Source organism: Hylemonella sp. GW821-FHT10B10, assembly GCF_059415585.1.
Map to the genome: position 1 here is coordinate 1,929,493 of NZ_JBWKNN010000001.1, position 26,881 is coordinate 1,956,373.

General features: G+C 66.0%; 20 protein-coding genes. 13 read left to right on the forward strand and 7 right to left on the reverse strand.

What is annotated here, in order from left to right:
• Positions 1 to 67: 67 nt before the first annotated feature.
• Both AC07NT_RS09315 and AC07NT_RS09320 read right to left on the reverse strand, forming a co-directional pair.
• Positions 68 to 4,012, reverse strand: coding sequence for a caspase family protein (locus AC07NT_RS09315; protein WP_498596738.1), 3,945 nt, complete (start codon positions 4,010 to 4,012; stop codon positions 68 to 70).
• A 135-nt stretch (positions 4,013 to 4,147) separates the two neighbouring features.
• Entirely contained in the window at positions 4,148 to 4,867 is a 720-nt protein-coding gene (locus AC07NT_RS09320; protein WP_498596737.1) for an alpha/beta hydrolase, read from the reverse strand.
• A 108-nt stretch (positions 4,868 to 4,975) separates the two neighbouring features.
• Between AC07NT_RS09320 and AC07NT_RS09325 the strand changes: the two genes are divergently transcribed.
• Positions 4,976 to 5,398, forward strand: a complete 423-nt coding sequence (locus AC07NT_RS09325; protein ID WP_498596736.1) for a BLUF domain-containing protein — start codon at positions 4,976 to 4,978, stop codon at positions 5,396 to 5,398.
• 1 nt (position 5,399) lies between these two features.
• On the opposite strand, the gene AC07NT_RS09330 is transcribed toward AC07NT_RS09325, so the two are convergent.
• Together AC07NT_RS09330 and AC07NT_RS09335 are read right to left on the reverse strand one after the other, a co-directional pair.
• Positions 5,400 to 6,392 carry a substrate-binding domain-containing protein gene (locus AC07NT_RS09330; protein WP_498596735.1) on the reverse strand — a complete coding sequence of 331 codons (993 nt, stop codon included), beginning with the start codon at positions 6,390 to 6,392 and terminating at the stop codon, positions 5,400 to 5,402.
• Positions 6,393 to 6,403: 11 nt separating this feature from the next.
• Positions 6,404 to 7,387, reverse strand: a complete 984-nt coding sequence (locus tag AC07NT_RS09335) for a Bug family tripartite tricarboxylate transporter substrate binding protein (RefSeq protein ID WP_498596734.1) — start codon at positions 7,385 to 7,387, stop codon at positions 6,404 to 6,406.
• Positions 7,388 to 7,464: 77 nt separating this feature from the next.
• Here AC07NT_RS09335 and AC07NT_RS09340 point away from each other — a divergent pair, with 77 nt between their 5' ends.
• Positions 7,465 to 8,007: a MarR family winged helix-turn-helix transcriptional regulator gene (locus AC07NT_RS09340; protein WP_498596733.1), complete on the forward strand. Its 543-nt coding sequence runs from the start codon at positions 7,465 to 7,467 to the stop codon at positions 8,005 to 8,007.
• Here the strand turns inward: AC07NT_RS09340 and AC07NT_RS09345 are convergent.
• The 3 genes from AC07NT_RS09345 to AC07NT_RS09355 form a co-directional block, all read right to left on the reverse strand.
• Positions 8,004 to 8,366 carry a hypothetical protein gene (locus AC07NT_RS09345; protein WP_498596732.1) on the reverse strand — a complete coding sequence of 121 codons (363 nt, stop codon included), beginning with the start codon at positions 8,364 to 8,366 and terminating at the stop codon, positions 8,004 to 8,006. The genes AC07NT_RS09340 and AC07NT_RS09345 overlap by 4 nt on opposite strands.
• Positions 8,367 to 8,494: 128 nt before the next feature.
• Positions 8,495 to 9,133, reverse strand: a complete 639-nt coding sequence (locus tag AC07NT_RS09350; RefSeq protein WP_498596731.1) for a 3-oxoacid CoA-transferase subunit B — start codon at positions 9,131 to 9,133, stop codon at positions 8,495 to 8,497.
• A gap of 2 nt (positions 9,134 to 9,135) precedes the next feature.
• Complete coding sequence (locus AC07NT_RS09355) at positions 9,136 to 9,843, reverse strand: CoA transferase subunit A (RefSeq protein WP_498596730.1); 708 nt, start codon at positions 9,841 to 9,843, stop codon at positions 9,136 to 9,138.
• Between the two features lie 88 nt (positions 9,844 to 9,931).
• Here AC07NT_RS09355 and AC07NT_RS09360 point away from each other — a divergent pair, with 88 nt between their 5' ends.
• The 11 genes from AC07NT_RS09360 (at position 9,932) to AC07NT_RS09410 (ending at position 26,855) form a co-directional block, all read left to right on the forward strand.
• Entirely contained in the window at positions 9,932 to 10,486 is a 555-nt protein-coding gene (locus AC07NT_RS09360) for a helix-turn-helix transcriptional regulator (protein WP_498596729.1), read from the forward strand.
• 4 nt (positions 10,487 to 10,490) lie between these two features.
• Positions 10,491 to 11,141: an NAD(P)H-binding protein gene (locus AC07NT_RS09365; RefSeq protein WP_498596728.1), complete on the forward strand. Its 651-nt coding sequence runs from the start codon at positions 10,491 to 10,493 to the stop codon at positions 11,139 to 11,141.
• Between the two features lie 168 nt (positions 11,142 to 11,309).
• A complete protein-coding gene (locus tag AC07NT_RS09370; RefSeq protein WP_498596727.1) occupies positions 11,310 to 12,797 on the forward strand; it encodes a sensor domain-containing diguanylate cyclase in 1,488 nt (495 codons plus the stop codon).
• 118 nt (positions 12,798 to 12,915) lie between these two features.
• Entirely contained in the window at positions 12,916 to 16,263 is a 3,348-nt protein-coding gene (locus AC07NT_RS09375) for an EAL domain-containing protein (RefSeq protein WP_498596726.1), read from the forward strand.
• A gap of 158 nt (positions 16,264 to 16,421) precedes the next feature.
• Positions 16,422 to 17,741, forward strand: coding sequence for a GNAT family N-acetyltransferase (locus AC07NT_RS09380; protein ID WP_498596725.1), 1,320 nt, complete (start codon positions 16,422 to 16,424; stop codon positions 17,739 to 17,741).
• Between the two features lie 59 nt (positions 17,742 to 17,800).
• On the forward strand, positions 17,801 to 18,379 hold the full coding sequence (locus tag AC07NT_RS09385) for a peroxidase-related enzyme (RefSeq protein ID WP_498596724.1): 579 nt from the start codon (positions 17,801 to 17,803) through the stop codon (positions 18,377 to 18,379).
• A 79-nt stretch (positions 18,380 to 18,458) separates the two neighbouring features.
• A complete protein-coding gene (galE, locus tag AC07NT_RS09390) occupies positions 18,459 to 19,478 on the forward strand; it encodes a UDP-glucose 4-epimerase GalE (protein WP_498596723.1) in 1,020 nt (339 codons plus the stop codon).
• Between the two features lie 229 nt (positions 19,479 to 19,707).
• Positions 19,708 to 22,497: a bifunctional glycoside hydrolase/polysaccharide deacetylase family protein gene (locus tag AC07NT_RS09395; protein ID WP_498642665.1), complete on the forward strand. Its 2,790-nt coding sequence runs from the start codon at positions 19,708 to 19,710 to the stop codon at positions 22,495 to 22,497.
• Positions 22,460 to 23,356 (forward strand): hypothetical protein, encoded by an 897-nt coding sequence (locus tag AC07NT_RS09400; RefSeq protein WP_498596721.1) that lies wholly within the window; start codon positions 22,460 to 22,462, stop codon positions 23,354 to 23,356. Before AC07NT_RS09395 ends, AC07NT_RS09400 begins: the two co-directional genes overlap by 38 nt.
• Positions 23,353 to 26,259, forward strand: coding sequence for a tetratricopeptide repeat protein (locus tag AC07NT_RS09405; protein ID WP_498596720.1), 2,907 nt, complete (start codon positions 23,353 to 23,355; stop codon positions 26,257 to 26,259). Before AC07NT_RS09400 ends, AC07NT_RS09405 begins: the two co-directional genes overlap by 4 nt.
• A gap of 11 nt (positions 26,260 to 26,270) precedes the next feature.
• A complete protein-coding gene (locus AC07NT_RS09410) occupies positions 26,271 to 26,855 on the forward strand; it encodes a penicillin-binding protein activator LpoB (RefSeq protein WP_498596719.1) in 585 nt (194 codons plus the stop codon).
• The last annotated feature ends 26 nt before the right edge of the window (positions 26,856 to 26,881 follow it).

The window sequence follows — 26,881 nt, forward strand, 5'->3', positions numbered from 1 at the left end:
GAATGAAAAACCGGCCCTTGCGGCCGGTTTTTCATTCTGCGGTTCGATGAGGAATCGACCCATCGGCTCATTCCTTCCGGTTCTGCCCGATCGGAAACGCCTGCCCGCTGGGTGAAATCACCGGGTACTGCTTGCGGTTGAAGATCCTCTCGGCGATTTCCGGGACCTCGTTGTCGACATAGTCGGCCAGCTCGGTGGTCTTGACGAAACCGTCCTTGTCGGCGTCCGCCGCCCCCCCCAGCCCCATGGCCACCACATAGGTGAAGACGCCGTGGTCCTTGTAGCCCTCCAGGGCCTCCTGGGTCGAGGTGGCCGCCGACAGGATGGTGGTGCCCATGGAGCGGCTGAGGATCTTCATGGCCGTGTCGTTGTTCATGCCACGCGTGAGCATGGCCACCTGCAGCGCATCACCCAACTGGCCGGAGTTGCAGGTATCGAGCACGATGAACTTCTTCGTCGCCGGGTTGTTGGCCAAGCGGCCCTTGAGATCGTTTTGGCTGATCGCATCGCGCCGCAGGCGCGCCGTGGTGGTCGAGCCCACATTGGACGGGATCAGGAAGTACTCGCCGTCATCCACCGTGCCGTGACTGGCCACATAGAACGCGAACACGTCTTCGGGTTCCACCTGCTTCTGCACGGCATCCAGCGTCTGCAGGATGCGGTCGCGCGTGGTCTCGGTCTTGCTGGTGAGCTTGGTGATCTTCACCTCATGGAACAGCGCGCGCCCGCTGCGGCTGATCACGTCGGCAAACAGGTCGGCATCCGTCACGCTGTAGCGCAAATTGAGCCCCGGGTTGTCGAACTCCTGGATGCCGATGACCACCGCATGCAACGTGGGCCGCCTCTGCGCGGCAAACTCGGCGGTGACCTCGACCTCCACCGGGTCACTCTGCATGGTGTTGTCTGCGTTATAGGCCACGATGCGCAGCAGGTTCACGCCACTGACCAGGCGCACTGGGTAATTGCGACGTTCGCCCACTGCCACCACGGCCAGATTGCGCGTCCCGTCGTTGGTGACGGCTGCACCATTGAGGAAGATGCGCACATCGCCCACGCCACCGCCCGCGTCGGCCAGCTGCAGTGCGAGGTTGATCTGGCGCTCGGCAGTCTTGGCCGGTAGCCCCACCACGGCCACACGTGGTGCGGGTTTGATCTGCTCCATGCGCGAGACACGCCCCGCGCCTGGGCGCGGGGCCGCCGACAAGGCAGCAGTAGCCGTGGTTGTCGCGGCTGCGGCCAGGCGCACGGCCTCCGCTTCGGCGCGTGCCTTGGCCAGGTCCAGTTCGGCCTTGACGCGAGCGGCCGCCTGTTCGGCCTGAAGCCGTGCAGCCAGGGCTTCCTGGCGCGCACGCTCCTCGGCCAGACGCTGCATCCGCGCCTGCTCCTCGGCACGGGCCTGGGCTGCCGCCTGCTCGGCGCGCAACCGCGCCGCCTCCTGCTCCTGGCGCAGGCGTGCCGACTCAGCTTCCTGACGAGCCCTGGCGTCGGCCAGCTGCGCTGTGCGTTGCGCCTCCTCGCGTGCATGGGCGAGTTCCTGCTCGGCCCGGGCCAGCGCCGCCGCCTGCTCGGCCTTCACGCGCGCGGCCTCCGCCTCCTGACGCGCGCGCTCCTGCGCCAGCTGTTCAGCCTTCAGGCGTGCTTCGGTCTCCTGACGGGCGCGCTCCTGTGCCAGTCGCGCGCGCGCCTCCGCGTCTGCACGCTCGGCCCTGGCCAGTTCGGCGCGGACCTGTTCCGCCCGCTCGCCGCCGGCCTGCGCCGTGGCGCTCCCGCCCAGTCCCTCGCCTTGCAGCGCAAGCTTGACGTAATCGGGACGGAAAAAAGCGTCGTAGTACTGTTCCAGGCCAAAGATCTGGCGGCCGTTGCGAACATTGAGCCATTTGGCGCCGTTGGAGGAGGTGTTGAAGTAGCCATTGCTGGCCACCGTCACCCACTCGCCATCCGCAAAGCTGACGAAGCTCGCCAGCAGGTTGCCCGTCGCCGCATCCCAGGTCCGCATCGCGCCATCAACGCCGGCCGCGTAGATGCGCCGGCCATCGGGCGTGACCGCCACCTGCATGGCGACCGCGTCTGTTCCCGGCAGGGCCTTGCCCTGCGCGGACGCGAGATCCCACACACGCACGGAGCCATCGGCGCTGGACGAGACCAGTTGGCGACCGTCCGGCATGAAGGCCAGCGAGAAGATGTAGTTGCGGTGGCCCGTCAGTGCCCTGAGCTGTCGCCCGCTTTCCACATCCCACAGGGTGATCTGCTGCGTATCGCCGGTGGCCAGCGTCTTGCCGTCGGGAGAGAAGGCGACCGCCCAATAGCGTTCGCTGTTGCGGCGCTCCAGCCTTTGCAACTGGTTACCGCTGCCAGCATCCCAGATGCGGGTCGTGCCGTCCCAGCTGGCCGCGGCGACGCGGCGGCCGTCGGGCGAGATGGCCACCGAGCGCGCGGCAGCGGCCCGTCCGGGAGCACCCTGCCCAAGACCGGCAAACTCGCGGACCTTCTTGCGGGCTGCGACATCCCAGAGGAAGACACCCCTATCCATGCTGCCGGAGACAGCCAGCCGACCATCGGCCGACAGGGCCAGGCTGTTCACATAGGCGGTATGCCCTGCGCCTGCGAACGGCTCGCTGCTCTTGCGGCTCGCCAGGTCATAGCTGCGGATCTGATGGTCGTCCGCTGCGTAGACCACCTGAGCGCCATCGGGCGTGGCCGCCAGAGCGGCCAGCGCATAGACATTGCGCGCCGGCTGTGTCTGCTGGATCACCCAGTAGTTCTGGTTGCGCTGCAAGGCCGCATCGAACTCGCCCCCTTCCCCGCGGCCGACAAAGAAGATGCGCGCCTGGTTGTTTGGGGGAATGCTGCTGGGAATCTCGGGCTTGCGCAGCAGGGTGACTTCCATCTGGCCGGTGCCGGGGTTCCAGCGCTGCAGCGTACCGGCGCGCCCCCCCGTCAGGATGCCGCCGGCGGTCAGCGCGATCGCCGTCTTGGGCAGCACGGCGCCGCCGAGGTCGCGGATCTTCTGTCCGGAGGCCACGCTCCACAAGGTGGCGTTGCGGCTGGCATCGGCCGCCAGCAGCGTGTCGCCGTTCGGAGAGAACGCCACCGCCGTCACCCAGCTCTCATGCTGGTGCGGCGGCTGCGCTTCCTTGCCGCTGGCGCTGTCCCACAGGCGTGCCTTGCCGTCAAAGCCGGCGGTGGCGATCAGCCTGCCGTCGGGAGAAAAGACCGCCCGGGCAAAACCGTTGTCGGCCTGCAGGGCGAACTCCTGGCTGCCGCGTGCCACATCGTAGACGCGGACATGGTTGCCCAAGGCGAAGCCGACGCCGCTGGTCATCAGGCGCCGGCTGTCCGGCGAGAAAGTGAGCCCCGTGATGCCTTGCTGGCCGCGCATGTCATCGCGGGGCAAGGTGATGGTGTGGTCCTCGCGCCAGTCACTGGTGCGCCAGAAGACCACGTTGACCGGCCAGGGGCGGTACTTGCTCAGGCCATTGCCGCTGACGACCCATTTGCCATCGGGCGAAAACGCGACGGCGGAGACCACGTCGCCGTGGCTCTTGAGCTGGGCCACTTCACGGCCCGTCTCCACCTCCCAGATACGCACGGACTCGTCGCCGCTGGCGCTCGCCAGGTAGCGGCCGTCCGGCGCCAGGGCCAGGCGATTGACCCAGTCGGTGTGGCCCGCCAGGGTGCGCAGTTCCTTGCCGGTCTCGGTGTCCCAGATCTTGACGTTGCCGTCCATGGAGGCCGAAGCCACCCGCCGGCCATCGGCCAGAAACACCACGTCGGTCACGGGCCCGGTGTGTCCGCTGAAGGTGCGGATCTCGCGGCCGGTGCGAACCTCCCACAGCCGCAGCGTGCTGTCCAGCGCCGCCGTCAGCACGTACTGCCCGTCGGGCGAATAGACGGCACTGGTGAGGGCACTGGCGTGCCCGGCCTGAACCACGATCTCGGGCTCCGCATGAGCCTGGAACCCCACCAGCATCACGGCCGACAAGACAAACCAACGGGCAAACCGGTGCAACAAGATATTCACCTCCGCAAGAAGCTGGACGATCCCACGAAAGAAGTGTGACACGAATTCCCGCCCCTGCCGGAGTGACGCCCTACCGGATGTGACAGTCGTCACACAGCAGCGCGATTTTCTTGCCGGACCGGGCAATTACCCGCCCGTTACGCCCTCTTGTGCTCCCATGAAAAACCCGATCGCCCGCTCCACCACCTCGGGCACGATCGCATGGTCTCCATCGAAAGGCAGCAGCGTCAGGTCCACGCCGTCTTGCAGCAGACGCAGTGCGTGCAGGCGGGCGCTGGTCTCCAACGGCAATTGCGTGTCCGTGCGGCCATGCGCCATGAACACCCGAGGTGCACCGTGGCGTGTGAAGGTGTTCATGAAACCCGCTGACAGCGCGATCACATGGCTGACCACGTCACCGTTGCTCAGGCCGACCGACAAAGCGTAACTCGCGCCGTCCGAAAAACCGGCAAAGGCCAGGTGACCCGAATCGATATGGAAGTGTGAGGCCACCTGCGACAAGGCGATGTCCAGGCGCTCCAGGTCCGGACCGTGACCGCCGATCACGACGTCCCAGGTCGGGAACATGGACTGCGGCGCCAGCAGCAGGAAACGCCGGGCACGGGCCCAACGCACAAAATGCGGCAGGATCTTGTTGGCGTCGCCACCCGCGCCATGGAACATGACCAGCAGGGGAACGGGACGTTCCAGGTCCAGCCCTTCGGGCACGACCAACACGGCTTCGCGCCCTTCGGGAAACTGCAGCGCATGGCGGCCCGGGGGCAGCGGAGCTTCGCCGGGGGGCGATGGCAACCTGAACGTCATACGCCCCAACAGGGCGTCACCCATTAGCTTCGGATCCAACATAAAAATCTCCAACAGTCCTGGGGCACAAACGTGGGCTATTGCCCCGTAGTCCGTGCGCAGCAAGGGCTATTTGCCTTCCAGATAATCACTCCCAACACAGGAGACTTCATGCTGATCCAACTGACCTACGCCAGCCACTCTTCCCGCGTCCTCGGCCCCGCGGACGTTAAAGACATCTTGCAGGCTTCGCAACGCAACAACGCGGCCGTTGGCGTGACCGGTGCGCTCTGCCTGGCGAATGGCATTTTCCTGCAACAACTCGAGGGGGATCGGGACGTGGTCAACCAAGTCTATCTGCGCATCCTCAAGGATAGCCGTCATACCGAGCCATCCATCCTGGACTTCGGCGAGATCGCCTCGCGCCGCTTCAGCAACTGGAACATGGGCCTGATCTCCTCGCTCGCCGAGAATCGCCAGATCTTCCTGAAGTACTCGCGCAAGTCCGAGTTCGATCCCTACAGCATGAGCCCGTCCTCGTTGCGCGGCTTCTTCGACGAGATCGTGCAGGGTGGCGTGCGCTGGATCGGCTGATTCAGATCTTGAACGACTCCAGCGTCTGCGGGGCGAACAGCTCGCGCGGCTCCAGCAGGCGCTTGGACAGGCCCTGCTCGAAGGAGTAGCGCAGGAAGGTACGCAGGGTGGCCTCGTTCTTCTCGTAGCCATAGGGCCAGAAGTCATCGCCCATCTCGCGCTTGGCCTGTTCCACATGGGCCGTCAGCCAGGGCAACATGGTCTTGAGGGCGGCGGTTTCGTACAGGTCTTCGTAGCTGCGCTGCTGGGACTGGGTCAGCGCCTTCATCATCGACTGGGCAATCCAGGGGTGGGCCTCGTACACATCGCGGCGCAGGGCCACCGTGTGCATGATGGGAAAGATGCCGGTTTCCCTGAAGTAGTTGCGTTCCACCGGCTCATAGTCCTCGAACAGGCGCCGGACCTTGCCCCCGCCTTTGAGAAAACTCGAGGGCATGCGCGCCGTGTAAAGCGCATCGATCTCGCCGTCGAGCAGCATCTGCGACAGGGTCTGCTCCGGGCCTATGCGTTCGACCTGGATGTTGGGCGGCAGGTCGAGCTGGATCTTCTCGGAGCGGCCGGGCTCCTCCTCACCACCAGTGTAGTAAGTCACGCTGTCCACCGGCACGCCATAGTGGTCGGACAGGATGCCGCGTATCCACACCGGCGCCGTCATCTGGTACTCCGGGTTGCCGACGCGTTTGCCGATCAGGTCTCTGGCCTCGCGTATGCCGGACTTCGCATTCACATAGATGCAGGAATGGCGGAAGAAACGCGAAGGAAAGACCGGGATCGCGACGAAGGGCCGCGGCTCGCGGAACATCGACACCGTGTAGGAAGACAGCGACATCTCCGCCACCTCGAACTCCCGGTGCCGCAGCATGCGGAAGAAGGTCTCCTCCACCGGCAGGTTGAGGTAGTTCAGATCGATGCCATCGGGCTGGATGCTGCCATCCATCAGGGCACGGGTGCGGTCGTAGTTCCAGCAGGCGAAGGTGAGTTTGAGTTTGGACATGAGACAAAGATTTATTCAGGCTTGAGGCCCGCAGCGCCGACGGCTTGCGCCAGACGCGCGATCTCGCCCTGGATGGCCTGGTCGAACTCCGCCGGGCCAGCCCCCACGGCGACGATGCCGGCGCTGTTCAGCGCCTGGACCAATTCCGGCAACCGTGCCACGTTGGCCATCTCCGCGCTGAAACGCTCAATGACAGCAGCCGGTGTGCCCCGGGCGGCAAAGACGCCGATGGTGGGAGCGAAGTCAAAACCCGGAATCGTCTCGGCGATGGCCGGCACGCCCGGCTCCTGGCTGGAGCGCTGCGCCGCGTTATTGCCCAGCAGCTTGACCTGGCCGTTCTTGACGAAGCCGGCCAGCGAAGGCAGGGCCGAGAAGGCCATGTCCACCTGCCCGCCGATCAATGCGGGTACAGACTGGGCGCTGCCCTTGTAGGGGATGTGCTGCAGGTCGATGCCCAGCGCGCTTTTCATGGCTTCCATCGTCAGGTGGTGGGTGCTGCCCACGCCCGAGGAGCCGTAGGTCAGGCTGCCCGGCCTGGCCTTGGCCAGCGTGATCAGCTCCTGCAGGGTACTGACCCCCACCTTGGGATGCACCGCCAGGTACAGAGGGGCGCGGGCCGCCAGCGACACCGGCAGGAAATCGCGTTTGTAGTCGTAGCTCAGGTTCTTGTAGATCGCCGGGTTGATGGAGAACATGGAGCCGTCGGTCACCAGATAGGTGTAGCCATCGGCCGGTGCGGTCGCCAGGGCCTGTGCAGCCACCACACCGTTCGCACCGGGCTTGTTGTCCACCACCACCGGCTGGCCCAGGCGTTCACCCAGGCGCTGGGCAAAAAGGCGCGCCACCGTGTCGGGCAGGCCGCCGGCCGGATTGGGAACGACCAGACGGATGGACTTGTTCGGATAAGCAGCCTGGGCCTGCACGGCACCGGCGGCGCCCAGCGCCCCAATAGCCAACAGTGCAGACACAAAAAGGACGGAACGACGTAATGCCATGGCGGGTCTCCTGGTTCTTCCGGCGGAGCCGGTCGGCAGCTTGCCGATTTTTACTTAGGGAACTAAGATAATAGGCCATGCCCACTTCCCAGTCAAACCCCCGAGCCCTGAGCAAGGACAACCAGAACATCCTGCGGCGCTGGCGCGAGGCCGTGCCCAACGACCGCCTGGCGCACCTGGTCCGCGATACCGAGCGGGCCTTCCGCAAGTCCCTGCAAGTGCGGCTGGCCGAACACGCCGTGCCCTTCGGCCACTGGTCCTTCCTGCGCATCCTCTGGGAAAAGGACGGCCTGACACAGCGGGAACTTAGCGCGCAGGCCGGTGTGATGGAACCCACCACCTTTGCCGCCATGAAGGCCATGGAGGCGCAGGGTTATGTGCTGCGCAAGCAGTTGCCGACCAACAAGAAGAATGTGTACGTGCACCTGACTGCCAAGGGCCGGGCACTCAAGAAGAAACTGGTGCCGTTGGCCGAGGACACCAACCGCATCAGCACGCGGCATGTCCTGCCGGAAGACCTGCTCACGACCCGCAAGGTGCTGCTGAAGATGATCGAGAACCTGGCTGAAGACGAACTGGCCTGGGAGGCTGCGGCCCAGCGCAGGTCCGCCCTGAGCTAAAACCCGCCGAAACGTGAGGAGGCCGCGCCAGCGTGATGGCCCTTGAACAGGAGGGTCAACCTCGTCATGCAAGCGTGCGCCGCCGCCTCCCCGCGGTGGGTCGCAAGGGCGTTCATGATTTCCGGTCGCAGATACCACAGGCCTTCGATGCCGCGCGCGAAGCGCAGCCGCACGATGAGGTCAACCCCGTCTGCTCCCAACTGTTCGACCAGCGCGGCCTGGATGGCCTCGCGCACACGTTCCACCACGGCCTCGGGCGGCTCAGTATCGGATCGGCCCAGCAGAGCCCAGAAACTGTCCCTTAAACGCATACGGTTTACGCCGTTCAGGCGTCCGACCTCTATGTCAGTCTTCATCATGCTGCTCCCAAGACATGCCGATGGGCACAACAGCAGCATGATCCACGGTCAATTCCGGCTCTGTGCGCTATCGTACAAAGCGGAAAGAAAAAGGCCCCGATGGGGCCCTTTGCTGAAACCGTTGCAGCTCAGACCAGCGGCACACCCGTCTTGGACTGGATGAACTCGCGTGTCACGCCCGGGGCCAGCTCCACCAGCTTGAGGCCTTGCGGGGTGATGTCCATCACGCCCAGGTCGGTGATGATGCGATCGATCACGGCCTTGCCGGTCAGGGGCAGCGTGCATTCGGGAATGATCTTGAAATCTTCCGTGCCGTCCTTCTTTTTCGCAATGTGCTCCATCAGCACGATGCAGCGCGCCACACCGGCCACCAGGTCCATGGCACCGCCCATGCCCTTGACCATCTTGCCGGGGATCATCCAGTTGGCCAGGTCGCCCTTGGCGCTGACCTGCATGGCGCCCAGGATGGACAGGTTGATCTTGCCGCCGCGGATCATTGCGAAACTTTCGTGGCTGCCGAAGATGCTCGTGCCCTTGATGGTGGTCACGGTCTGCTTGCCGGCGTTGATCAGGTCCGGGTCCACCTGGTCAGCGGTCGGGAAGGGACCGATGCCCAGCATGCCGTTCTCGCTTTGCAGCCAGACTTCCATGTCGTCGGGCACGAAGTTGGCCACCAGCGTGGGCATGCCGATGCCCAGGTTCACGTAGAAACCGTCCTGCAGTTCCTTGGCCGCACGCGCGGCCATTTGGTCTTGGGTCCAGGGCATGGTCAGGCTCCTGCTTTCTCGGTGAGGGTTTTTTTCTCGATGCGCTTTTCGGGGGTCGCATTGAGCACGATGCGGTGCACGTAGATGCCCGGGAGGTGCACGTCGTCGGGTGCAAGCTCGCCGAGTTCGACGATCTTCTCCACTTCCACGATGCAGACCTTGCCGGCCATGGCCGCGGCCGGGTTGAAGTTGCGCGCCGTCAGGTTGAAGCGCAGATTGCCCGAACGGTCGGCGATGTCGGCCTTGATCAGCGCCACGTCGGGCAGCAGGGCACGCTCCATCACATAGGTCTCGCCGTCGAACTCGCGCAGCTCCTTGCCTTCGGCCACCACCGTGCCCACGCCGGTCTTGGTGAAAAAGGCCGGGATGCCCGCGCCGCCGGCGCGCAGCTTCTCGGCCAGCGTGCCCTGGGGCGTGAACTCCAGCTCCAGCTCGCCGGCCAGGTACTGGCGCTCGAACTCCTTGTTCTCGCCCACGTAGCTGGAAATCATCTTCTTGATCTGCCGCGTCTGCAGCAGCTTGCCCAGGCCGAAGTCATCGACGCCGGCGTTGTTGGAAATGGCGGTCAGGTTCTTGATGCCGCTGACGCGCACAGCGTCGATCAGGGCCTCGGGGATGCCGCACAGGCCGAAACCGCCCACGGCGATCAGCTGGCCGTCGCGGACCACGCCCTGGATGGCGGCAGCCGCACTCGGGTACACCTTGTTCACGCTGTTCTCCTTTTAAAAATATTAAAGCAGCAGACCCGCAACGATACTACTTACCAAGATACGTAGTTATGCCTAAAATCCCTGCCCTATGGACATTGATTACCGACTCGCCTTCGAACTCGCTCCCATCGGCATGGTGCTTTCACGCAACCGCATCATCATGGACTGCAACCGTCATGTCTGCGACATGTTCGGCACCAGCCGCGAAGAGCTCGTGGGCCAGTCCTTCCTGGTGCTCTATCCCAGCGCCGACGAATTCGAACGCACCGGCGCGCGCATCACCCCCATCATGAACCGACAGGGCAGTTACGCGGACGACCGCATCATGAAACGGGTTGACGGCCGTTTCAAGGGGGAGGTCTTCTGGTGCCACGTCACCGGCCGCGCGCTGGACCCGGCCGAACCCCACGGCCCCGGCATCTGGACCTTCGAAGACCTGAGTTCGCGCCGACCGGTCCGGGCCGAGCTGACTGCGCGCGAACGCGAGGTGGCCGCCCATCTGCTGGAGGGCCTGACCTCCAAGGAGATCGGCAAGGCCCTGGCCATCAGCTACCGCACGGTAGAGATCTACCGCGCCCGCCTCATGCGCAAGTACAAGGCCAGCACCACGGCCGACCTGGTGCACAAACTCACAGCCGGCTGACCCCATGATCTCTCCCACCCCTCCCCTGCGCCTGCTGCTGGTCGGCGCCACCGGCGCCGTCGGCCGCGAGGCGCTGGCCGCCGCCCTGGCCGATCCGCGCATCAGCCAGGTTGTCGCCCCCACGCGCCGCCCCCTGGCACTGCACCCCAAGCTGACCAACCCCGTGGTCGACTTCGCCGCCCTGCCCACCGACGCACCCTGGTGGCAGGTGGATGCCGTCATCTGCGCCCTGGGCAGCACGATCAAGGTCGCGGGTTCGCAGGCCGCCTTTGCTGCGGTAGACCGCGACCTGCCCATCCAGGCCGGCCGGCTGGCCCGCGCGGCCGGCGCCAGCCGTTACGCGCTCACCTCCGCGCTGGGCACCAGCCCGCGTGGCAACTTCTATCTGCGCACCAAGGCCGAGGCCGAAGCCGGCATCCGCGCCCTGGGCTACCCGGTCTACACGGTGGTGCGCCCCTCGCTGATCGTGGCCGAGCGCGAACAAGTACGCCCTGGTGAACGGATCGGCCTGGCAGTCGCCCGCGTCCTGGGCCCGCTGATCCCGCGCCGTTACCGACCCGTACCGGCCGCGCGCATCGCCCAGGCCCTGCTGGCCGGTGTGCTGCGCGAAGCGCCGGGCGAACAGGTCATCGAGTCGGAGCAGCTGCAACCCTGAGCGACAGAACGCCGCCCGATGTGACTTCTTCATCACTTTGGCGTTTGTCCAGGCCAGACCGCCTCGACGGGGCAGGAGATATGCATTAGAGTTCCAAGCATCAACAGGGACTGCCGGTAGAGCGCAACCCGCTCACAGAAAAATACGCCGTCGTTGAGGAGTTCCAGTGTGTACCGCTTGAAGGCCAGACAGCTCGGGGCATTGCCCAGGGCCAATCGCCGCATCGTTTTCGGCCTGGTCGGCAGTCTGCTGGTCTGTCTTTGGGGCTTTGTCGGTTTCTGGTCCTGGTGGGAACGCAACAGCCTCCTGAACGCCAATGCCCAGGTGCTCGAACAGCTGAGCACGGCCGTGCACGAGCAGACCCACTCCCTCTTCAAACAGGCTGAACTCTCGCTGATCGCCGCCCGGCACTGGATGGCCGAGCATCCCGACCAGGATCCCGGCAAGGCCCCTGGCTTCATCAGCATGGTCGACGAACTGCGCCAGGCCTCGAATGGCCTGATTGACATCCGCATGGTCACCACCGACGGCACCCTGCGCTACGTCCCCGACATCGGACAGACCCGGCAGACCAATGTCTCGGACCGCGACTACTTCAAGGCCCAGTTCGACCAGCAGACCCGTGGCCTCTACGTGGCCCGGCCTGTGGTGAGCCGGGTTACCGGCAAGCTGGGCATTCCCATCTCGATGCCGGTCACCAAGGCCGGCGGCAAGGTCGCCGTCATCTTCGCTGCCATCGAGCTGGACCGCATCGCCGACTCCTTCGAGGCAGAACGCATCAAGCCCCGCGGCACCATCGCCTTCATCCGGACCGACGGCCTCTTCCTCTTTCGCAGCCCGATGGACAGCAAAATCATTGGCAGCTCCGTTGCACAGAGCCCCATGTGGACCCAGCACATGGGTGCCAATCCCAGGGGCAACTACCTGACCGGTGTCAGCCCCGTCGATGGCATGGCCAGGGTTGTCACCTACATGCGTGTGCAGGACTACCCCCTGGTGGTCGCCGTCTCGACTGCCCTGGACGACCTGCTGGACAGCTGGCGCAAACACACCGCCGTGGTCGTGATCGTGGCCTTGACGCTGACGGTTCTGACCATGATGCTCGGTTCCATCGTGCTGCGCACGATGAAAAAGGAAGAGCTGGCCCGCCACGAGCTTGAGCACCTGATGCTGACCGACCCGCTCACCGGGGTCGGCAACCGCCGGATGCTGGAACTGCGGCTGGATGACGAGATCCTGCGCGCGCAGCGCTACAAGCGAGACCTGACGGCCGCCTACTTCGACCTGGACCATTTCAAGCAGGTCAACGACAACCACGGCCACGATGTCGGTGACGCGGTGCTGCGCCTGGTCGCCGACAGCCTGGGCGCCAATCTGCGCCAGAGCGACCATGTCGCTCGCCTGGGGGGCGAGGAGTTCGTGATCCTGCTGACCGAGACTGGGATTGATGCCGCCTTCATCCTCGTGGAACGCATGCGCGCCGCTGTTGCCGCCTTGAACATTCCCGGCCTGCCGCAACACATCACCATCAGTGCGGGGCTTGCGCAATGGCATGACGGCGAGAATGCTGAATCCCTGCTGCGTCGTGCCGACCAGGCCCTTTATCGGGCCAAGGCATCGGGCCGCGACCGCGCTGTTGCCTCAAAGGACGCCTGAGCCTGGCATAACCGGACTCCCGGCAGGGTCGCCGCCCTGTGGTTTTTGATCTACATCAAGGATGGCAAAATGACCTCGTGCCACCTCCACGGCACGCAGGGAGACAGAGACTGTGAGAGTGAACTCCAGCTTTGGGATCAAGGTGCTGGCCGCCTTTGTGACGGCGATGCTGATCCTGGCGGGGCTGGCGGCGACCACCTGGCACGTCGCAAGCAATGCCCGTCAGGCGGTCGAATGGGTGAACCATACGCATGCGGTCGTGGACAGCCTCGTGCGTGTACGAGCCCATACCCTGCAAATCGAGTTCAACACCCAGAGCTTCCGGATCTCGGGCGATCCCGCCCGGCTGGTCGATCGCGATGAATCGATCGCCAGGCGTGAACTGCACCTGGACCGGATCCGGCAGCTGACGGCCGATAACCCCGCCCAGCATGCACGCTGGACGCAGCTTCGCAAGGTCGTCGACGAACGCCTCGCGATCTCCCGGCAGGTGGAGCACCTGCGCAAGACCCAGGGGCAGCAGGCCGCCAGTGCCTACGTGGCCACCGCCCCGCTGGAGGAGACCCGCAACCGCACCTACGCACTGCTGCGCGAGATGGAGAGCGAGGAACAGCGCTTGCTGCAGACCCGCAATGCCCTGTACGAGGAGGCCAGCGAACGCATGGCGACCGTGGGCGCGCTGGTCACCACCCTGCTGCTGGTCTTGCTGGGCGCCACCCTGGCGCTGATCCGGCGCCAGCTGAATGAGACCGAGGCCAGTCGCCGCGCCATGGCGCAAAGCGAAGAAGACCTGGCCACCACCCTGTACTCGATCGGCGATGGCGTGCTGGTCACTGACGTGCGCGGACGCGTCACGCGTATGAACCCCGTGGCCGAACGCCTGACCGGATGGACCCAGACCCAGGCCTTGGGACATCTGGCCCAGGAAGTGTTTCAGATCGTGCATGAGGACACAAGGGAACCGGCCGAGATGCCGGTGGACACGGTTCTCGTCACGGGAGAACCACAAGGTCTCGCCGACATGACCTCGCTCATCGCGCGCGACGGCAGCGAATGCCCGATCGCCGACAGCGCATCCCCCATACGCGATGCCAAAGGCCAAATCAGGGGCACGGTACTGGTCTTTCGCGACGTGACCGCGGAACGCGTTGCCCAACGCCTGACCCAGCAGCAGAACGAATTGCTGGAGCAGCGGGTGCTGCAACGCACCAGCCAGTTGCAGGAAGCGGAAGACCATCTGTACAGCATCATTGGCGGCGTTCCTGCACTGATCGCTTACGTCGACGCGGAGCAGCGGTACGTCTACGCTAACCACCTCTATCGCGAACGCTTCGCCTCCGGGGGCGACATCACCGGACGCACGGTGCGCGATGTCGTGGGCGAAGCACGTTATGCCATCGCTGGCGCCCCACTGGACCGGGCATTGCAGGGCGAAGATCAGCGCTTCGACTGGCAACCCGCGGCAGGGCTCTGGCAGACCAGCAATTATGTCCCGCGGCGGGACGCCAGCGGGCAGGTGGTCGGCTGCTATGTGTTGGGCACCGACATCACCGAACGCAAACGGGCCGAGGCCGAAATCGGCAAGCTCAATGCCGAACTGGCCAGACGCCTCGACGATCTCGAGCACACCGGTCGTGCCTTGCGAACGCTGAGCGCGGGCAACCGCGTCATGGTACGCGCCACTCAGAAGCTGGATCTGCTCACCAATATGTGCGAGGTCATCGTCAGCCGCGGTGGCTACCGTTTTGCCGCGGTCTGGTACTGCAACGACGACGAGGAGCGTTCCATGCGCCTGATGGCCCAGAGCGGCTACCCCGACGGCAGCGAAATGCTGGCCGCCCATGCTCCAAGCTGGGCCGACAACGAACGCGGCCGCAGTGTGGTCGGCACGGCCGTCCGCACAGGCCAGCCCAGCGTTGCACGCGACCTGCTCGACAGCCCGGCATACACGCCCTGGCGCACCCGCCTGTTCGGCGTGGCAGCCGGCCTGGCCTGCCCGCTGCACGTCGGCGGACGGGTGATCGGCGCCCTGGCCATCTATTCGAACGATGAAGCGGCCTTCGGCGAAGCTGAGCTCGAATTGCTGACTGAACTGGCTGAAGACCTGGCCTTCGGCATCGGCACCATGCGCGCGCGCATGGAACAGCAGCGCATGCAGGAAGCCATGCGGCACCTGACCCACCACGACGCCCTGACCGGGCTGGGCAACGAGACACTGTTCACTGAATTGCTTACGGCGGCCATCGAGGACGGCCTGCGCTCGGGGCGGCATTTCGCTGTGCTGCAGACCAATATCGAACGCCTGAGCGAGATCAACGACGCGCTCGGCTTCAGCCACGGCGACCAGTTGCTGCGCGAATTCGCCGCACGCCTGCGTGGGGCCGCCCCGGCCGGGGCCAGTGTCGTGCGGCTGCGCGGTGACGAATTCGCCATCCTGCTGCCTGGGGGCCAGGCCGAAGCCGCCAGCCTGGGGCAGCGCGTCAGCGAGGTGCTGGCGCAACCCTTCGCCGTCGCCGACCTGGCACTCGACGTGGCGGTGCGTATCGGCGTGGTTGTCTTCCCGGAACACGGCCTCAATACGCACGACCTGTTCCGGCACATGGACATGGCCGTGCGCCAGGCCAAGATGTGGGGCACCGGCTATGCCGTCTTCGATCCCCTGCAAGACCCCAACCCGACCGAGCGCCTGAATGTCGCGGGCGAGCTGCGCCGCGCCATCGAGGGCGGCGACCTGGAGCTCTACCTGCAACCCAAGGTCGAGATGCCCAGTGGCCGCATCTGCGGCGCAGAGGGCCTCGTGCGCTGGCGGCACGCCACGCGCGGCATGATCCCACCAGGCGAGTTCATCGGCCTGGCCGAGCGCACCGGCTTGATCCGGCCGCTGACCGAGTGGGTGATGGAAACGGCCTTCCGGCTCAACCATGCCTGGGCAGCTCGCGGCTGTGCACTGCCCATCGCCGTCAACCTCTCGGCGCGCAACCTACGCGACGAAAGCCTGCTGGAGAGGATCAAGCAGCTGCAGGCCACCTGGAGCCTGCAACCCGGACTGCTGGAAATCGAGCTAACCGAAAGCGCGGTGATGGACGATGCCGAGTTCGCGTTGCGTGTGCTGCACGGCCTGCGTGCACAGGGCATCCCTCTTTACATCGACGACTTCGGTACGGGTTATTCCTCGCTGAGCTACTTGCAGAAGCTGCCCGTGGACTACATCAAGATCGACCAGTCCTTCGTGCGCGACATGCCAGTCAACAAGGACTCTCAACTGATCGTGCGCTCCACGATCGACCTGGTCCACGACATCGGCCGCAAGGTGGTGGCCGAGGGCGTGGAAACTCGCCAGCACTGGGAGCAGCTGGCCGCGCTGGGCTGTGACATCGCCCAGGGGTATTACATCGCCCGGCCCATGCCGGCCGAGGCCTTCCAGGCCTGGGTCCAGGACTACCAGCCTCCGCCCGAACGTAGTTGAACCAGGCCCGGGCCTATCGTCCCTATAAAGTACAGGGGACAAATTTGCTGCGGCCGGGAGCTGTATGGAACAATTCCCCGAGCCGTCACCATGTGGTGGTACAAAAATTCAAGAATGCGGCCCCCTTAAGCCAGGGCGGTCTCACCACGCAGGGACATATGCAGGAAACACTCACCGTTCAATCGTTTTCGGGTCTTGCCGCCCTGGAACAATTGGGAGAACGGATCGATGCGTTGAACCACCTGTCGGCTCGGCCGAATCCCTATCTTTCCGCCGGCTTTGTGCGCTGTTTCAGCCTGTACAACGAGGATGCCCTCGACGGTGATGCGCTGCGGCTCTACACCGTCTGGGAACAGGGCCAGTTGATCGGCTGCCTGTCACTGCGACAGATGGAGGACCGGTTCGGGCCGCTGCGCGCTGCGCGCCTCTGTTTTCCAGCCTCCGTCGCCAACGAACAGCTGGGCATGCTGTGCGCACCGGGCGATGAAGAGCGTGTGGCCAACGCGCTCGTCCACCACCTGCGCGACTGCGAGCCCCGCCTGGGCATGCTCGAGCTCGTGGGTCAGCGCCCCGATAGCACCTTGTACAAGGTGTTGCGCCAGGCCGCCGATGCGCGATTCCGGGTGCGCGAATTTGAAGAGCCTCCCTACAATGAAATCTCCATCACCTGGCCGGATCTGGAGAGCTACTTCCGCGCACTGTCCTCGTCCTGGCGTCGCAATGTGGCGCGTTGCGCGCGTCTGCTCGTGGCCGCCGGCGAGCCCGAGATCGTGTTTGCCGAAGGCGCCCAGGCCACCAGCGCCTGGTTCGACGCCTACCTGGAGCTGGAAAGTCGCAGCTGGAAGCACAACACCCCCGCAGCCATCGTCGGCGATGCGCACAGGGCTGAGCGCTTCCGGCAGCTCATGGCAGGCCAGGGCGGTTTCGCACCATCATTCATCGGCATCCTGATCGACGGCTTTCTGGTGGCCGGCACGATGAACGGCTCCAACACCGACGCCCCGGCCCAGGCCCGGGGGGTGTGGGGTTTTGAAATGGCCTACGACCTCAGCTATGCCGATCTGGGCCCGGGCATCCTGCTGGACCTGCTGCTCGTGCACACTGCCATTCAGCGCCAGGAAAGATTCGTCAACCTGCTGAACGGCTTTTCCGACTACAAGCGTCGCTGGAAGGCAGAGGTGTTTGTCGTGAAAAAGGTGCAGATGATCCGCCGCTGGAGCCTGCACAACTTGCGCGGAACCGTCGGTGACCTGATCCGCTTCCTGCGCAGCAAATTCGCCCGCACGCCGGTGACAGGCGGCAATGCGCAGGAACGGGACAGCACGGACCGCAGCAAGCCCAGCCATGTCCGCCCCGATCGGTCACAGGCGAAGGCCATGGCCGTGCAGGCGTTGGCCTATACCGGCCCCGGCATCCAGCGCCTGGGCCGCGCCCGCATAGACGAGCTCCTGCCTTTTGAGACCCTGCAGGACAGGTAGCCACCGGCCGCAAAACGGCGCAGATAATGACAGGGCCCGTCCCGCCCATCGGAGTCTGCATGAACCGCTACCCTCATCCCGAGCTCAAGGACTTGCCCGAGGACATCCGCGCCAGGATCCTCGAAGTGCAGGAGAAGGCCGGCTTCGTGCCCAACGTCTACCTGGCACTGGCCCGTCGCCCGGCCGAGTGGCGGGCCTTCTTCGCCTACCACGATGCCCTCATGCTCAAGGAGGAAGGCAGCCTGAGCAAGGGCGACCGCGAGATGATCGTCACCACCACCAGCGCAGCCAACCGGTGCCTCTACTGTGTGGTGGCGCACGGCGCGCTCTTGCGCATCTATGAGAAAAAACCCCTGGTGGCCGACCAGGTGGCGGTGAACTACCGCAAGGCCGACATCTCGCCGCGCCAGCGTGTCATGCTGGACTTCGCCATGAAGGTCTGTCAGCGTTCGCACGAGGTCGAGGAAGCCGACTTCCAGGCCCTGCACGCGCAGGGTTTTTCCGACGACGACATCTGGGACATCGCCGCCATCACAGCCTTTTTTGGCCTGTCCAACCGCATGGCCAGCTTCAGCAACATGCTGCCCAACACCGAGTTCTATCTGATGGGTCGTGTGCCCCGGGACCGCAAATCCTGATGAATCCGTGAAGAAATTCGACGGTGTATCGACCCGCCGCTCCTAGAATCGGTCCTCCACTCCAGTCCGGGATTCCCACATGATTTTCGTCACCGGCGGCGCAGGCTACATCGGCAGCCACACCTGCATCGAACTGCTGCAGGCAGGCCATGAGGTCACGGTCTACGACAACTACTCCAACAGCAACCCGGAATCCATCCGGCGTGTGGAGCAGATCACCGGCCGTTCGGTGCACGTCGTGCAGGGCGACATCCGCGACAAGGCGGCGCTCACGGCCGCCCTGCGCAGCAGCCAGGCCGCTGCGGTGATCCACTTTGCCGGGCTCAAGGCCGTTGGCGAGTCCGTGGCCCAGCCGCTGCATTACTACGACAACAATGTGGTCGGCACGGTCCGCCTGCTGGAGGCCATGGGCGAGACCCAGGTGCGCAAGCTGGTGTTCAGTTCCTCCGCCACCGTCTACGGCGACCCGGTTCGCCTGCCCCTCACCGAGGACCACCCCCTGTCGGCCACCAACCCCTATGGCCGCACCAAGCTGATGATCGAGGACATCCTGCGCGACCTGTACCGCAGCGACGAGACCTGGCGCATCGGCATCCTGCGTTATTTCAACCCCATCGGCGCGCATGTCAGCGGCCGCATTGGCGAAGACCCGCAGGGCATCCCCAACAACCTCATGCCCTATGTGAGCCAGGTGGCCGCGGGCCGGCGTGACAAGCTCCAGGTCTGGGGCCGGGACTACCCCACCCCGGACGGCACGGGCGTGCGCGACTTCATCCACGTTGTCGACCTCGCCATCGGTCATGTCAAGGCCCTGGCCTACCTCGACCGGCAGGCCGGCTGCACGGCCTTCAACCTGGGCACCGGCAAGGGCTACAGCGTGCTGGAACTGGTTCGGGCCTTCGAGAAGGCCAGCGGCCGGGCCGTGCCCTACCAGTTCGCAGCGCGCCGACCTGGGGATGTGGCCTCTTCCTACGCTTCACCGGAACTCGCCGCGCGCCTGCTCGACTGGCATCCCCAGCGGGGCCTCGATGACATGTGCGTCGACAGCTGGCGCTGGCAACAGGGCAACCCCGAGGGCTATAGGAACACGCAAGCATAAGTAGTCCCCGCAGTACGGCCTACAGCGCGCGAAACAGGGCTGAGCGCCCTCCTGTTCACGAGGCAATCTCTTGCCGTATGCGTGAACTATGCACTGGAAGATTCCAGTGCGCAGGAGTATGCTTGATTCCAGTCACACAAGGGAACTCCTTCGATGTCCTCTCTCTCAGAAGGACATCCCCCCTGCATTCGAGTCCGGCCTGAGCCAGACCGAGCTTCGGGAAGCATTGATGGCGATCCGATACCTATTTAGCCTCCTCTTCAGTCTCGCACCCGGCCTGGCGGCTGCACAGCCGTCCCTCCCCGCCCCCCAGCCACTTACATCGGTTGCCTTCCACTACGGCGCCCAAACGCCCTGGGATGAACTCAGGGCGTTCGACTTGGCCATCGTCGAGCCTGACCATCTACCGGCCGGCCCGTTGCCCGACCTCGGCCACACGCGCCTGGCCGCCTATATTTCCCTGGGCGAGGTCCAGCCTACACGGGCTTACGCAGCGCGCCTGCCCGCTGCCTGGTTACGCGGCGAGAACAGCGCCTGGGGCAGCCGGCTCATCGACCAGAGCCAGCCTGGCTGGCCGGACTTTTTCGCCGAGCAGGTCGTGGGGCCGCTATGGCAGCGCGGCCTGCGCACCTTCTTTGTGGACACGCTCGACTCCTACCAGCTCTTCGCGCGCACGGACGAGGAGCGTGCGGCACAGGAAGCCGGCATGGTGGCCGTGGTCCGTGAGCTCGCGCGGCGCTACCCTAGCATCCGCCTGGTCTACAACCGCGGCTTCGAGATCCTGCCCCAGACCCACGAGTGGGTGGATGCTGTCGCCGCCGAATCCCTGTTCCGCCGCTACGACGCCGCCAGCAAGAGCTATGTGCCCGTGCCCGAAGCCGACCGGACCTGGCTGCAGGCGCGCCTGCGCGAGGTGCGGGAGCGCTACCGCCTCCCGGCCATCGCCATCGACTACGTGCCCCCCGCCCAACGCGAACTGGCCCGCGAAACCGCGCGCGCCATCCAGGCCCTGGGCTTCGTGCCCTGGGTGGCCACGCCCGCGCTCGACACCCTGGGTGTGAGCTCGGTCGAGGTCATGCCCCGCAAGGTGCTGGTGGTGCACAGCCCGGTGGCCAATGAATTCGATCTGCGTCGCAGTGACCCGGTAGTCTTCGGGTCCCTGCCTTTGCAGCATCTGGGTTATGTGCCCGAGTTCATCGATTCCTCGCAGCTGCCGGGCCAGCCCCTGGCAGGGCGGTATGCAGGCGTTGTGGTCTGGCTGGGTCATACACCTGAATCGACCGAACGCGAACGCCTGCTGGCCTGGCTCGAACAACAGAACAGCGATGGCCTGGCGCTGAGCTTCGTCAACCAGATCGGTTTCCTGTTCGGCAGCCCGCTGGCAAGCCGGCTGGGGCTCACGCCCGGCGCGTCGCCCGTCGACCTGTCACGGGTGGAGATCGAGCGACAGGATGCCTTGCTGGGCTTCGAGAGCCGCGTGCGGCCTCCGGCCGATGGCTTCTTTGCGCTGAAGCTGGAAGGCGGCACCCCGCTGCTGACACTGCGCCGGGGCCAGGCGCGCCAGGTGGCGGCCGCCTTGACCCCGTGGGGCGGGTATGTGATCGATCCCTATGCGGTCACCACGGTGCCCGGCACCGACAGCGGCAACCGTTGGGTCATCAACCCCTTCGAGTTCTTCCGCCGCAGCCTGCGCCTGCCCGACATGCCCGTACCCGACGTGACCACCGAAAGCGGCCGGCGCATGCTGCTGATCCACATGGACGGCGACGGTTTCGTGAGCCGCAGCGAACTCCCGGGCAACCAGCTGGCCGGGGAAGTGCTGCGTGACCGCGTGGTGCGGCGCTACCCCCTGCCCATGACCCTCTCGGTCATCGAGGCCGAACTCTCGCCCCAGGGCCTGTACCCGGCACTGTCGGCGCAGGCGGAAAAGACCGCACGCGAGATCTTCAGTGCCCCGCACGTGGCCATCGCCTCGCACAGCTACACCCACCCCTTCAACTGGTCGCAGGCCAGAGCACAGGCCGGCCAGGACGAGGGCGAAGAGGGTTACCACCTCAAGCTGCCCGGCTACCGCTTCGACTTGCAGCGCGAGATCGAAGGCTCGGTGCGCTACATCGAAAGCCGCCTGGCGCCAGCGGGCAAGAAGGTCGAGCTGTTCCTGTGGACCGGGGACTGCGTGCCCGGTGCCGATGCCGTGGAATGGACGCAGCGCATCGGCCTGCTCAACATGAACGGCGGCGACACCACCGCCACCCGCAGCTATCCGACGCTCACGCGGGTGGAAGGCCTGGGTCTGCCACGCGGGCACGGCTATCAGGTCTTTGCACCCAACCAGAACGAGAACGTCTACACCAACAACTGGCGCGGCCCCTATCACGGCTTCGACCGCGTCATCGAGACCTACGAATTCACCGAGAAGCCGCGCCGGCTCAAGCCCATCAACCTCTATTTCCACACCTACCTGCTGACCAAACGCGCCGGCATGCAGTCCTTCGAACGCATCATGGCCTACACGCAGGGTCAGGAGACCGCACCCGTGCACGCGGCCGACTACGCGCGCAAGGTGCAGGATTTCCAGCGCCTGGTCGTGGCACGCACGGCCGAGGGCTGGCGCATCCGCGGCGCGACAGACCTGCGCACCCTGCGCCTGCCCGCAGCCCTGGGGCAGCCCGACCTGGCGCGCAGCCGTGGCGTGGCCGGCTACCGTGACGGAGCCGAAGGGCTTTACGTCCATCTGGCGAATGCGGCGGCCGAACTGGTGCCGGCTGCAGACAGTCTGGCGGCACCGCGGCTCGTGTCGGCCAATGCACGCATCAGCGCCTATAGCGTCGAAGGCAACGTGCGCCGCTGGACGCTTGAAGGCCAGGTCCCACTGGAATTCACCCTGGCCGACGCCGAGACCTGCCACGTGCGTGTGGCAGGTCGCGAACTGCAGCCCCAGCGCCGCCAGGCCTCCCTGTCTCACTACGCCCTGCCAGCCCATGCTGCCCGCCCGCTCGAAGCGATATGCCAGCGTTGACGGGGACATACCCCGTGAGCACCTGACCAGCGGCTGGCAGCTGCTGCTTATCCTGCTCGTGGTGCTGACCCTGTTCTATCTGGTTTACCCGCGCCGCGCCCTGGTACAGCGCCTGTACGACCAGGAGCCGCTGGACGAGCTGTCGCTGTCCTATGTGCAGAACCTGTTGCGCGCCGACACCCGCAACTTCGACGCCAAGCTGCTGATGACCCGCCACCACGTGCAGGACCTGGAGCCGCGCGGGCTCGAGATCCTGGTGCGCGACTACATACGCAGCAGCGATCCGCGCCAGCGCCAGCTCGCACGCGAGCTGCAGATCAAGGCCTTCGAAGGGCAGCTGCGCGAAGACCTCACCCCGGAGATGCGCGCAGCGCTGCGCGCACGGCTGCAGGACGCCCTGAACGATCTGCCGGACATCCCTCCCCTGCCAGCGGCGCTGGCCCAGGGTTACGCCTCGCTGGCCTTCCGGCTCGATCTGCCGGTGCTGGGCGAGCGCCTGCTGCAGCCTCTGCTCAAGAGTCTCTCGGCCGGTGCGCTCGAGGGCCTGGGCCACAGGGCGCAGGCCCGCCAGGAATACCGGCTGGCATCCCACCTCTTCCTGCTCGCGCACACGGCGAGCACCGACCGGGCCCAGGCTCGCCGGCGTTTCCAGCTCGGCCTCGACGTGCTGCTTGCCGGCGGCTTCCATGCCCTGGCCCTGCGCACGGCCGAGGAACAGATTGGGTCGCTCGTGACCGACCTGGCCACCGTACGCTACATGGTGCGGCTGGCGCTCGCCTGCGGCCAGCCCGAACGCGCGGCCTACTACGCGCGGCTGCTGGTGTACCGCGATCCCTCGCGGGAGAGGGCCGCGCGATGAAACAGCTGCGCGACGTCCTGCTGCCCCTGTTCTGCCTGGGTGCCGGTCTGGCGCAGGCACAGAGCACCGTGCCAGCGCCGGCCCCGCCGGCCGATGCGGCCGAGGTTCCGCTGCGCCGTTTCGACGAGGCCGACTACACGCTGGCCTACCAGGTCTTCATCGGCACCGGCCGGCTGGAAGACGCGATGCGCGTGGCGCGCAAGGCCGTGCTGTCCCTGCCGCGGGACCGGGACTGGCGCCGCCGCCTCGCGCAGGTCGCCGAATGGCTGGGTTACACCGACGTCGCGGCCGAGCAGTGGCGCGCCCTGTTCGAGATGGGCGACCGCTCGGACGCCACGCTGACCGCCCTGGTACGCCTGGCGCCCTCACTGGCCCAGCCCTCCGATGCGCTGCCGCTCTGGACCTGGCTCGCGCGCCGCGGCCGTCTCACGCCGGCCCAGTGGGACGACATCTACTGGCAGTTCGAGAACTCCTCCGAACCCCTGCGCGGCTCGGTCTTTTTCGAGGAGCAGTACCGCGCGCACGGCCAGCTCCGGCTGCTCGAACATGCGGCCCGACTGGCGGAAAACGCGGGCGATGACGAGCGCGCGCTGGCCTTGTACCAGGAGCGCGTCAAGGGCTCGCCGCTGTCCATCGAAGCCCTGCTGCGCGCCACCTTTCTGCACCTGCGTCGCGACCGCTTGGAGGATGCGCTCACCCTGATGCGTGCGAACGCCACTCGCGTGCCTCCGCAGGAGCAGGAGTTCTGGCGTCTGCTGGGCCAGGTGGCCTGGGAGTCTGGCGACTACCCGACGGCGACGCAGGCCTACGCACTGGGCATCGGCGGGCCCCAGTCCGGGCTCGGCGACTGGACACGCCTGATCTATCTGACCCGCCAGCAGCAGCCGCGCCGTGCCGCCGAACTGGCTCTACAGACATGGCAGCGCTTTGGCAGCGTGGACCATCTGCAGCAAGCCCTCGAGATCTACGCCAGTCTTGGTGATCTTCGGGCCCAGGGGCGCATTTACGACAGCCTCGACGACCGCGCCCGCAGCCGCGCGCAGGGGCAGATCGCCTTCCTGCTCGGCCGCGCACAGTACCACCAGCGGCAGCAGCAACCCACGGCAGCCTGGGCCGATCTCCAAAAGGCCATCAAGCTCGGGCCGCGTGACGAAAACACCGTGCTGACCCTGTTGTGGTTCCTCATCGATGCCGGTTGGCAGCGCGAGCTGCGCCAGATGCTGGCGCGTTACGAAGAACAGGCCCGTGGCACGCCCCTGCTCTGGCCTGCCTACGCGGCAGGCCACCAGCTGCTCGGGCAGGCCCGCCTGTCTGGGGCCTGGTACCGCAAGGCCCTGGCCCGCGCGCCGGAGGATCCGTTGCTGCTCGCCGCCTACGCCGACGTGCTCGAACAGCAGCAACGCCACGCCCAGGCCCAGCGCATGCGCCAGCAGGCCTGGCAGCGCATGGAATCCCTGCGCAGGGCTCAGGGCGATGCCCAGGCCTGGAAGCAGCGGCCCGAGTTCCGGGTCTGGCTGCAATCCTGGCTGCGCCAGCACCCGGGCGACCCCAGCCTGCGCTTCATGCGCCAGACCCTGGAAGAACTGCGCGGCCTGGAACCCGCCGCGGACCGTCAGGCCAGCGACGAACTGGTTCTGGCCTGGACACTGGTGCGCGAACAGCCCGACAGCGCGGGCCGCTGGGCCTGGGAGCGTTATCTGCGCCTGGGCCGTCCCCTGCCCGCACCCACGGCCAACCAGATTGCCCTGATGCGCAACGACCGCGTGGCCGTCGAGGCCCTGCTCGACGCACCCGACCGCCCCCTGCCTGCGGCCAGCCGCGTGGAGTCGGCCGTGATGACAGGCCGCACGTCGCTGGCCGTGAGCACTGCCTTCCAGGACATGGGACGCGAGGACGAGAGCGGTATCCTGCACGACCGCTTCCGCCAGAATGCAGTCGGGCAGGCCCATTACGTGGAGACCCGTGTCTTCAGCGACGACTTCGACCTGGTCAAGCGCCAGGGTGTGGAGTTCGGCGCACGGCTCACGCTCAACGCGCGCCTGCAACTGCTGCTGGGTTGGGCGCAGCTCCGGCAAAGCACCTCCAACACGGACCTGGGCAGTCTGCTGTCCGACAGCGACCGGCTGAACAGTGCCGAATTGCGCTGGAAGACCCTGCAGCAGGAAACCCGCTTTGCGCTCACCCAGCGCACGGCCATGGCCGAGGTGCGGGGCCTGCGCCTGCAGCACTACGGGCGCTGGTCACAACGCCTGAACTACGAATTCGAACTCGTGTCCAAGGGCGAGGCGCTCAACAGCCTGCCGTTGCGCACCGCTGGCTACGCGGACAGCCTCTCGGCCGGCGCGAGCTACGCGCTGGACCAGGCCCTCTACCTGCGCGCCAGCGCACGACAGAGCAGCTTCTACACCCAGTACGACGACTACCTGAGCCGCGGCCTGTCCACCCATCTCGAAACCGGCTACCGTCTGCGCAGTGTCTACCCCGACTGGCGCCTGCGGCTGTACTGGCAGAACCAGGGCTATACGCGCGACGGCAGCCTCTCGACTGCCACGGTGCAGCGCCTGTCCCCCGACCTGCAAAACGGCATCAACGCAGGCACGCTGGACGGTGTGGGCTACTTCATCCCGCAGGACAGCGCCACGCTGGGCGCCTGCCTGAGCGGCGGGGACAACCTGGGCGGGCAGAGCCTGCAGAATGGCTACAGCCGCGCCTGGCGACCCTATGCCGACGTCTGCCTGCTCAACAACTCGGTCGTGGGTGCGGGTTACGAGAGCGCGCTGGGCCTGGCCGGGGCGGTGATCGGCGCCGACCAGCTGGCATTGCAATGGCAGGCCAGTGCAGGCAACATCCCAGGCGGATCCGCCACGCACACAATTTCTCTTCGTTACCGACTTTATTTCTAGAAGCGACTACCATGAAAACCATGAAACTGCACCGTCTCCTGTGGCTGGGTCTGCTTGCCGCGCTGCTGTCCGCCTGCGCGGGCACCAGCTCCATCGTGGGCGACCCCACGCTCAGCAGCAAGGCCGCCTGGGTCCTGCTGCCCATCGTCAACAACACCGAGACGCCGCAGGCCGGCCTCTCGGCCGAAGCACTGGTCGAGCACCATCTGCGCGCACGCGGCGTGCAGGAGCTGCAGCGTTACCCGGCCACCCTGGCGCGCGACAGCCTGTTCGAGCCGGCCGAGCGCAAGCAGGCCGAGGAAGCCCTGCAGTGGGCCCGCGCCCAGGGCGCGCGCTACGCCATCACGGGCAGCGTGGAAGAGTGGCGCTACAAGGTGGGCCTGGACGGCGACCCCGTCGTCGGCCTGACCCTGCGTGTGATCGACCTGGGCAGCAACCGCGTGGTCTGGAGCGCCTCGGGCTCGCGCAGCGGCTGGTTGCGCGAAGGCCTGTCCTCGGTGGCACTCAAGCTGGTCGGTCAGTTGGTCGGGGGCCTGAAGCTGGTCGAATCGACTGGCGCGGCCACGCCGCAGGACGGCGCACGACGCGGCTCCTGATCGCTTCACCGGCCCCTGGAAACGCC

Excerpts from the sequence above, each read along its gene's own strand:
- AC07NT_RS09320 (WP_498596737.1), bottom strand. The coding sequence starts at position 4,867 with ATGTTGGATCCGAAGCTAATGGGTGACGCCCTGTTGGGGCGTATGACG.
- AC07NT_RS09325 (WP_498596736.1), top strand. The coding sequence starts at position 4,976 with ATGCTGATCCAACTGACCTACGCCAGCCACTCTTCCCGCGTCCTCGGC.
- AC07NT_RS09330 (WP_498596735.1), bottom strand. The coding sequence starts at position 6,392 with ATGTCCAAACTCAAACTCACCTTCGCCTGCTGGAACTACGACCGCACC.
- AC07NT_RS09335 (WP_498596734.1), bottom strand. The coding sequence starts at position 7,387 with ATGGCATTACGTCGTTCCGTCCTTTTTGTGTCTGCACTGTTGGCTATT.
- AC07NT_RS09340 (WP_498596733.1), top strand. The coding sequence starts at position 7,465 with ATGCCCACTTCCCAGTCAAACCCCCGAGCCCTGAGCAAGGACAACCAG.
- AC07NT_RS09345 (WP_498596732.1), bottom strand. The coding sequence starts at position 8,366 with ATGATGAAGACTGACATAGAGGTCGGACGCCTGAACGGCGTAAACCGT.
- AC07NT_RS09350 (WP_498596731.1), bottom strand. The coding sequence starts at position 9,133 with ATGCCCTGGACCCAAGACCAAATGGCCGCGCGTGCGGCCAAGGAACTG.
- AC07NT_RS09360 (WP_498596729.1), top strand. The coding sequence starts at position 9,932 with ATGGACATTGATTACCGACTCGCCTTCGAACTCGCTCCCATCGGCATG.
- AC07NT_RS09365 (WP_498596728.1), top strand. The coding sequence starts at position 10,491 with ATGATCTCTCCCACCCCTCCCCTGCGCCTGCTGCTGGTCGGCGCCACC.
- AC07NT_RS09380 (WP_498596725.1), top strand. The coding sequence starts at position 16,422 with ATGCAGGAAACACTCACCGTTCAATCGTTTTCGGGTCTTGCCGCCCTG.
- AC07NT_RS09385 (WP_498596724.1), top strand. The coding sequence starts at position 17,801 with ATGAACCGCTACCCTCATCCCGAGCTCAAGGACTTGCCCGAGGACATC.
- galE (WP_498596723.1), top strand. The coding sequence starts at position 18,459 with ATGATTTTCGTCACCGGCGGCGCAGGCTACATCGGCAGCCACACCTGC.
- AC07NT_RS09395 (WP_498642665.1), top strand. The coding sequence starts at position 19,708 with ATGGCGATCCGATACCTATTTAGCCTCCTCTTCAGTCTCGCACCCGGC.
- AC07NT_RS09400 (WP_498596721.1), top strand. The coding sequence starts at position 22,460 with ATGCTGCCCGCCCGCTCGAAGCGATATGCCAGCGTTGACGGGGACATA.
- AC07NT_RS09405 (WP_498596720.1), top strand. The coding sequence starts at position 23,353 with ATGAAACAGCTGCGCGACGTCCTGCTGCCCCTGTTCTGCCTGGGTGCC.
- AC07NT_RS09410 (WP_498596719.1), top strand. The coding sequence starts at position 26,271 with ATGAAAACCATGAAACTGCACCGTCTCCTGTGGCTGGGTCTGCTTGCC.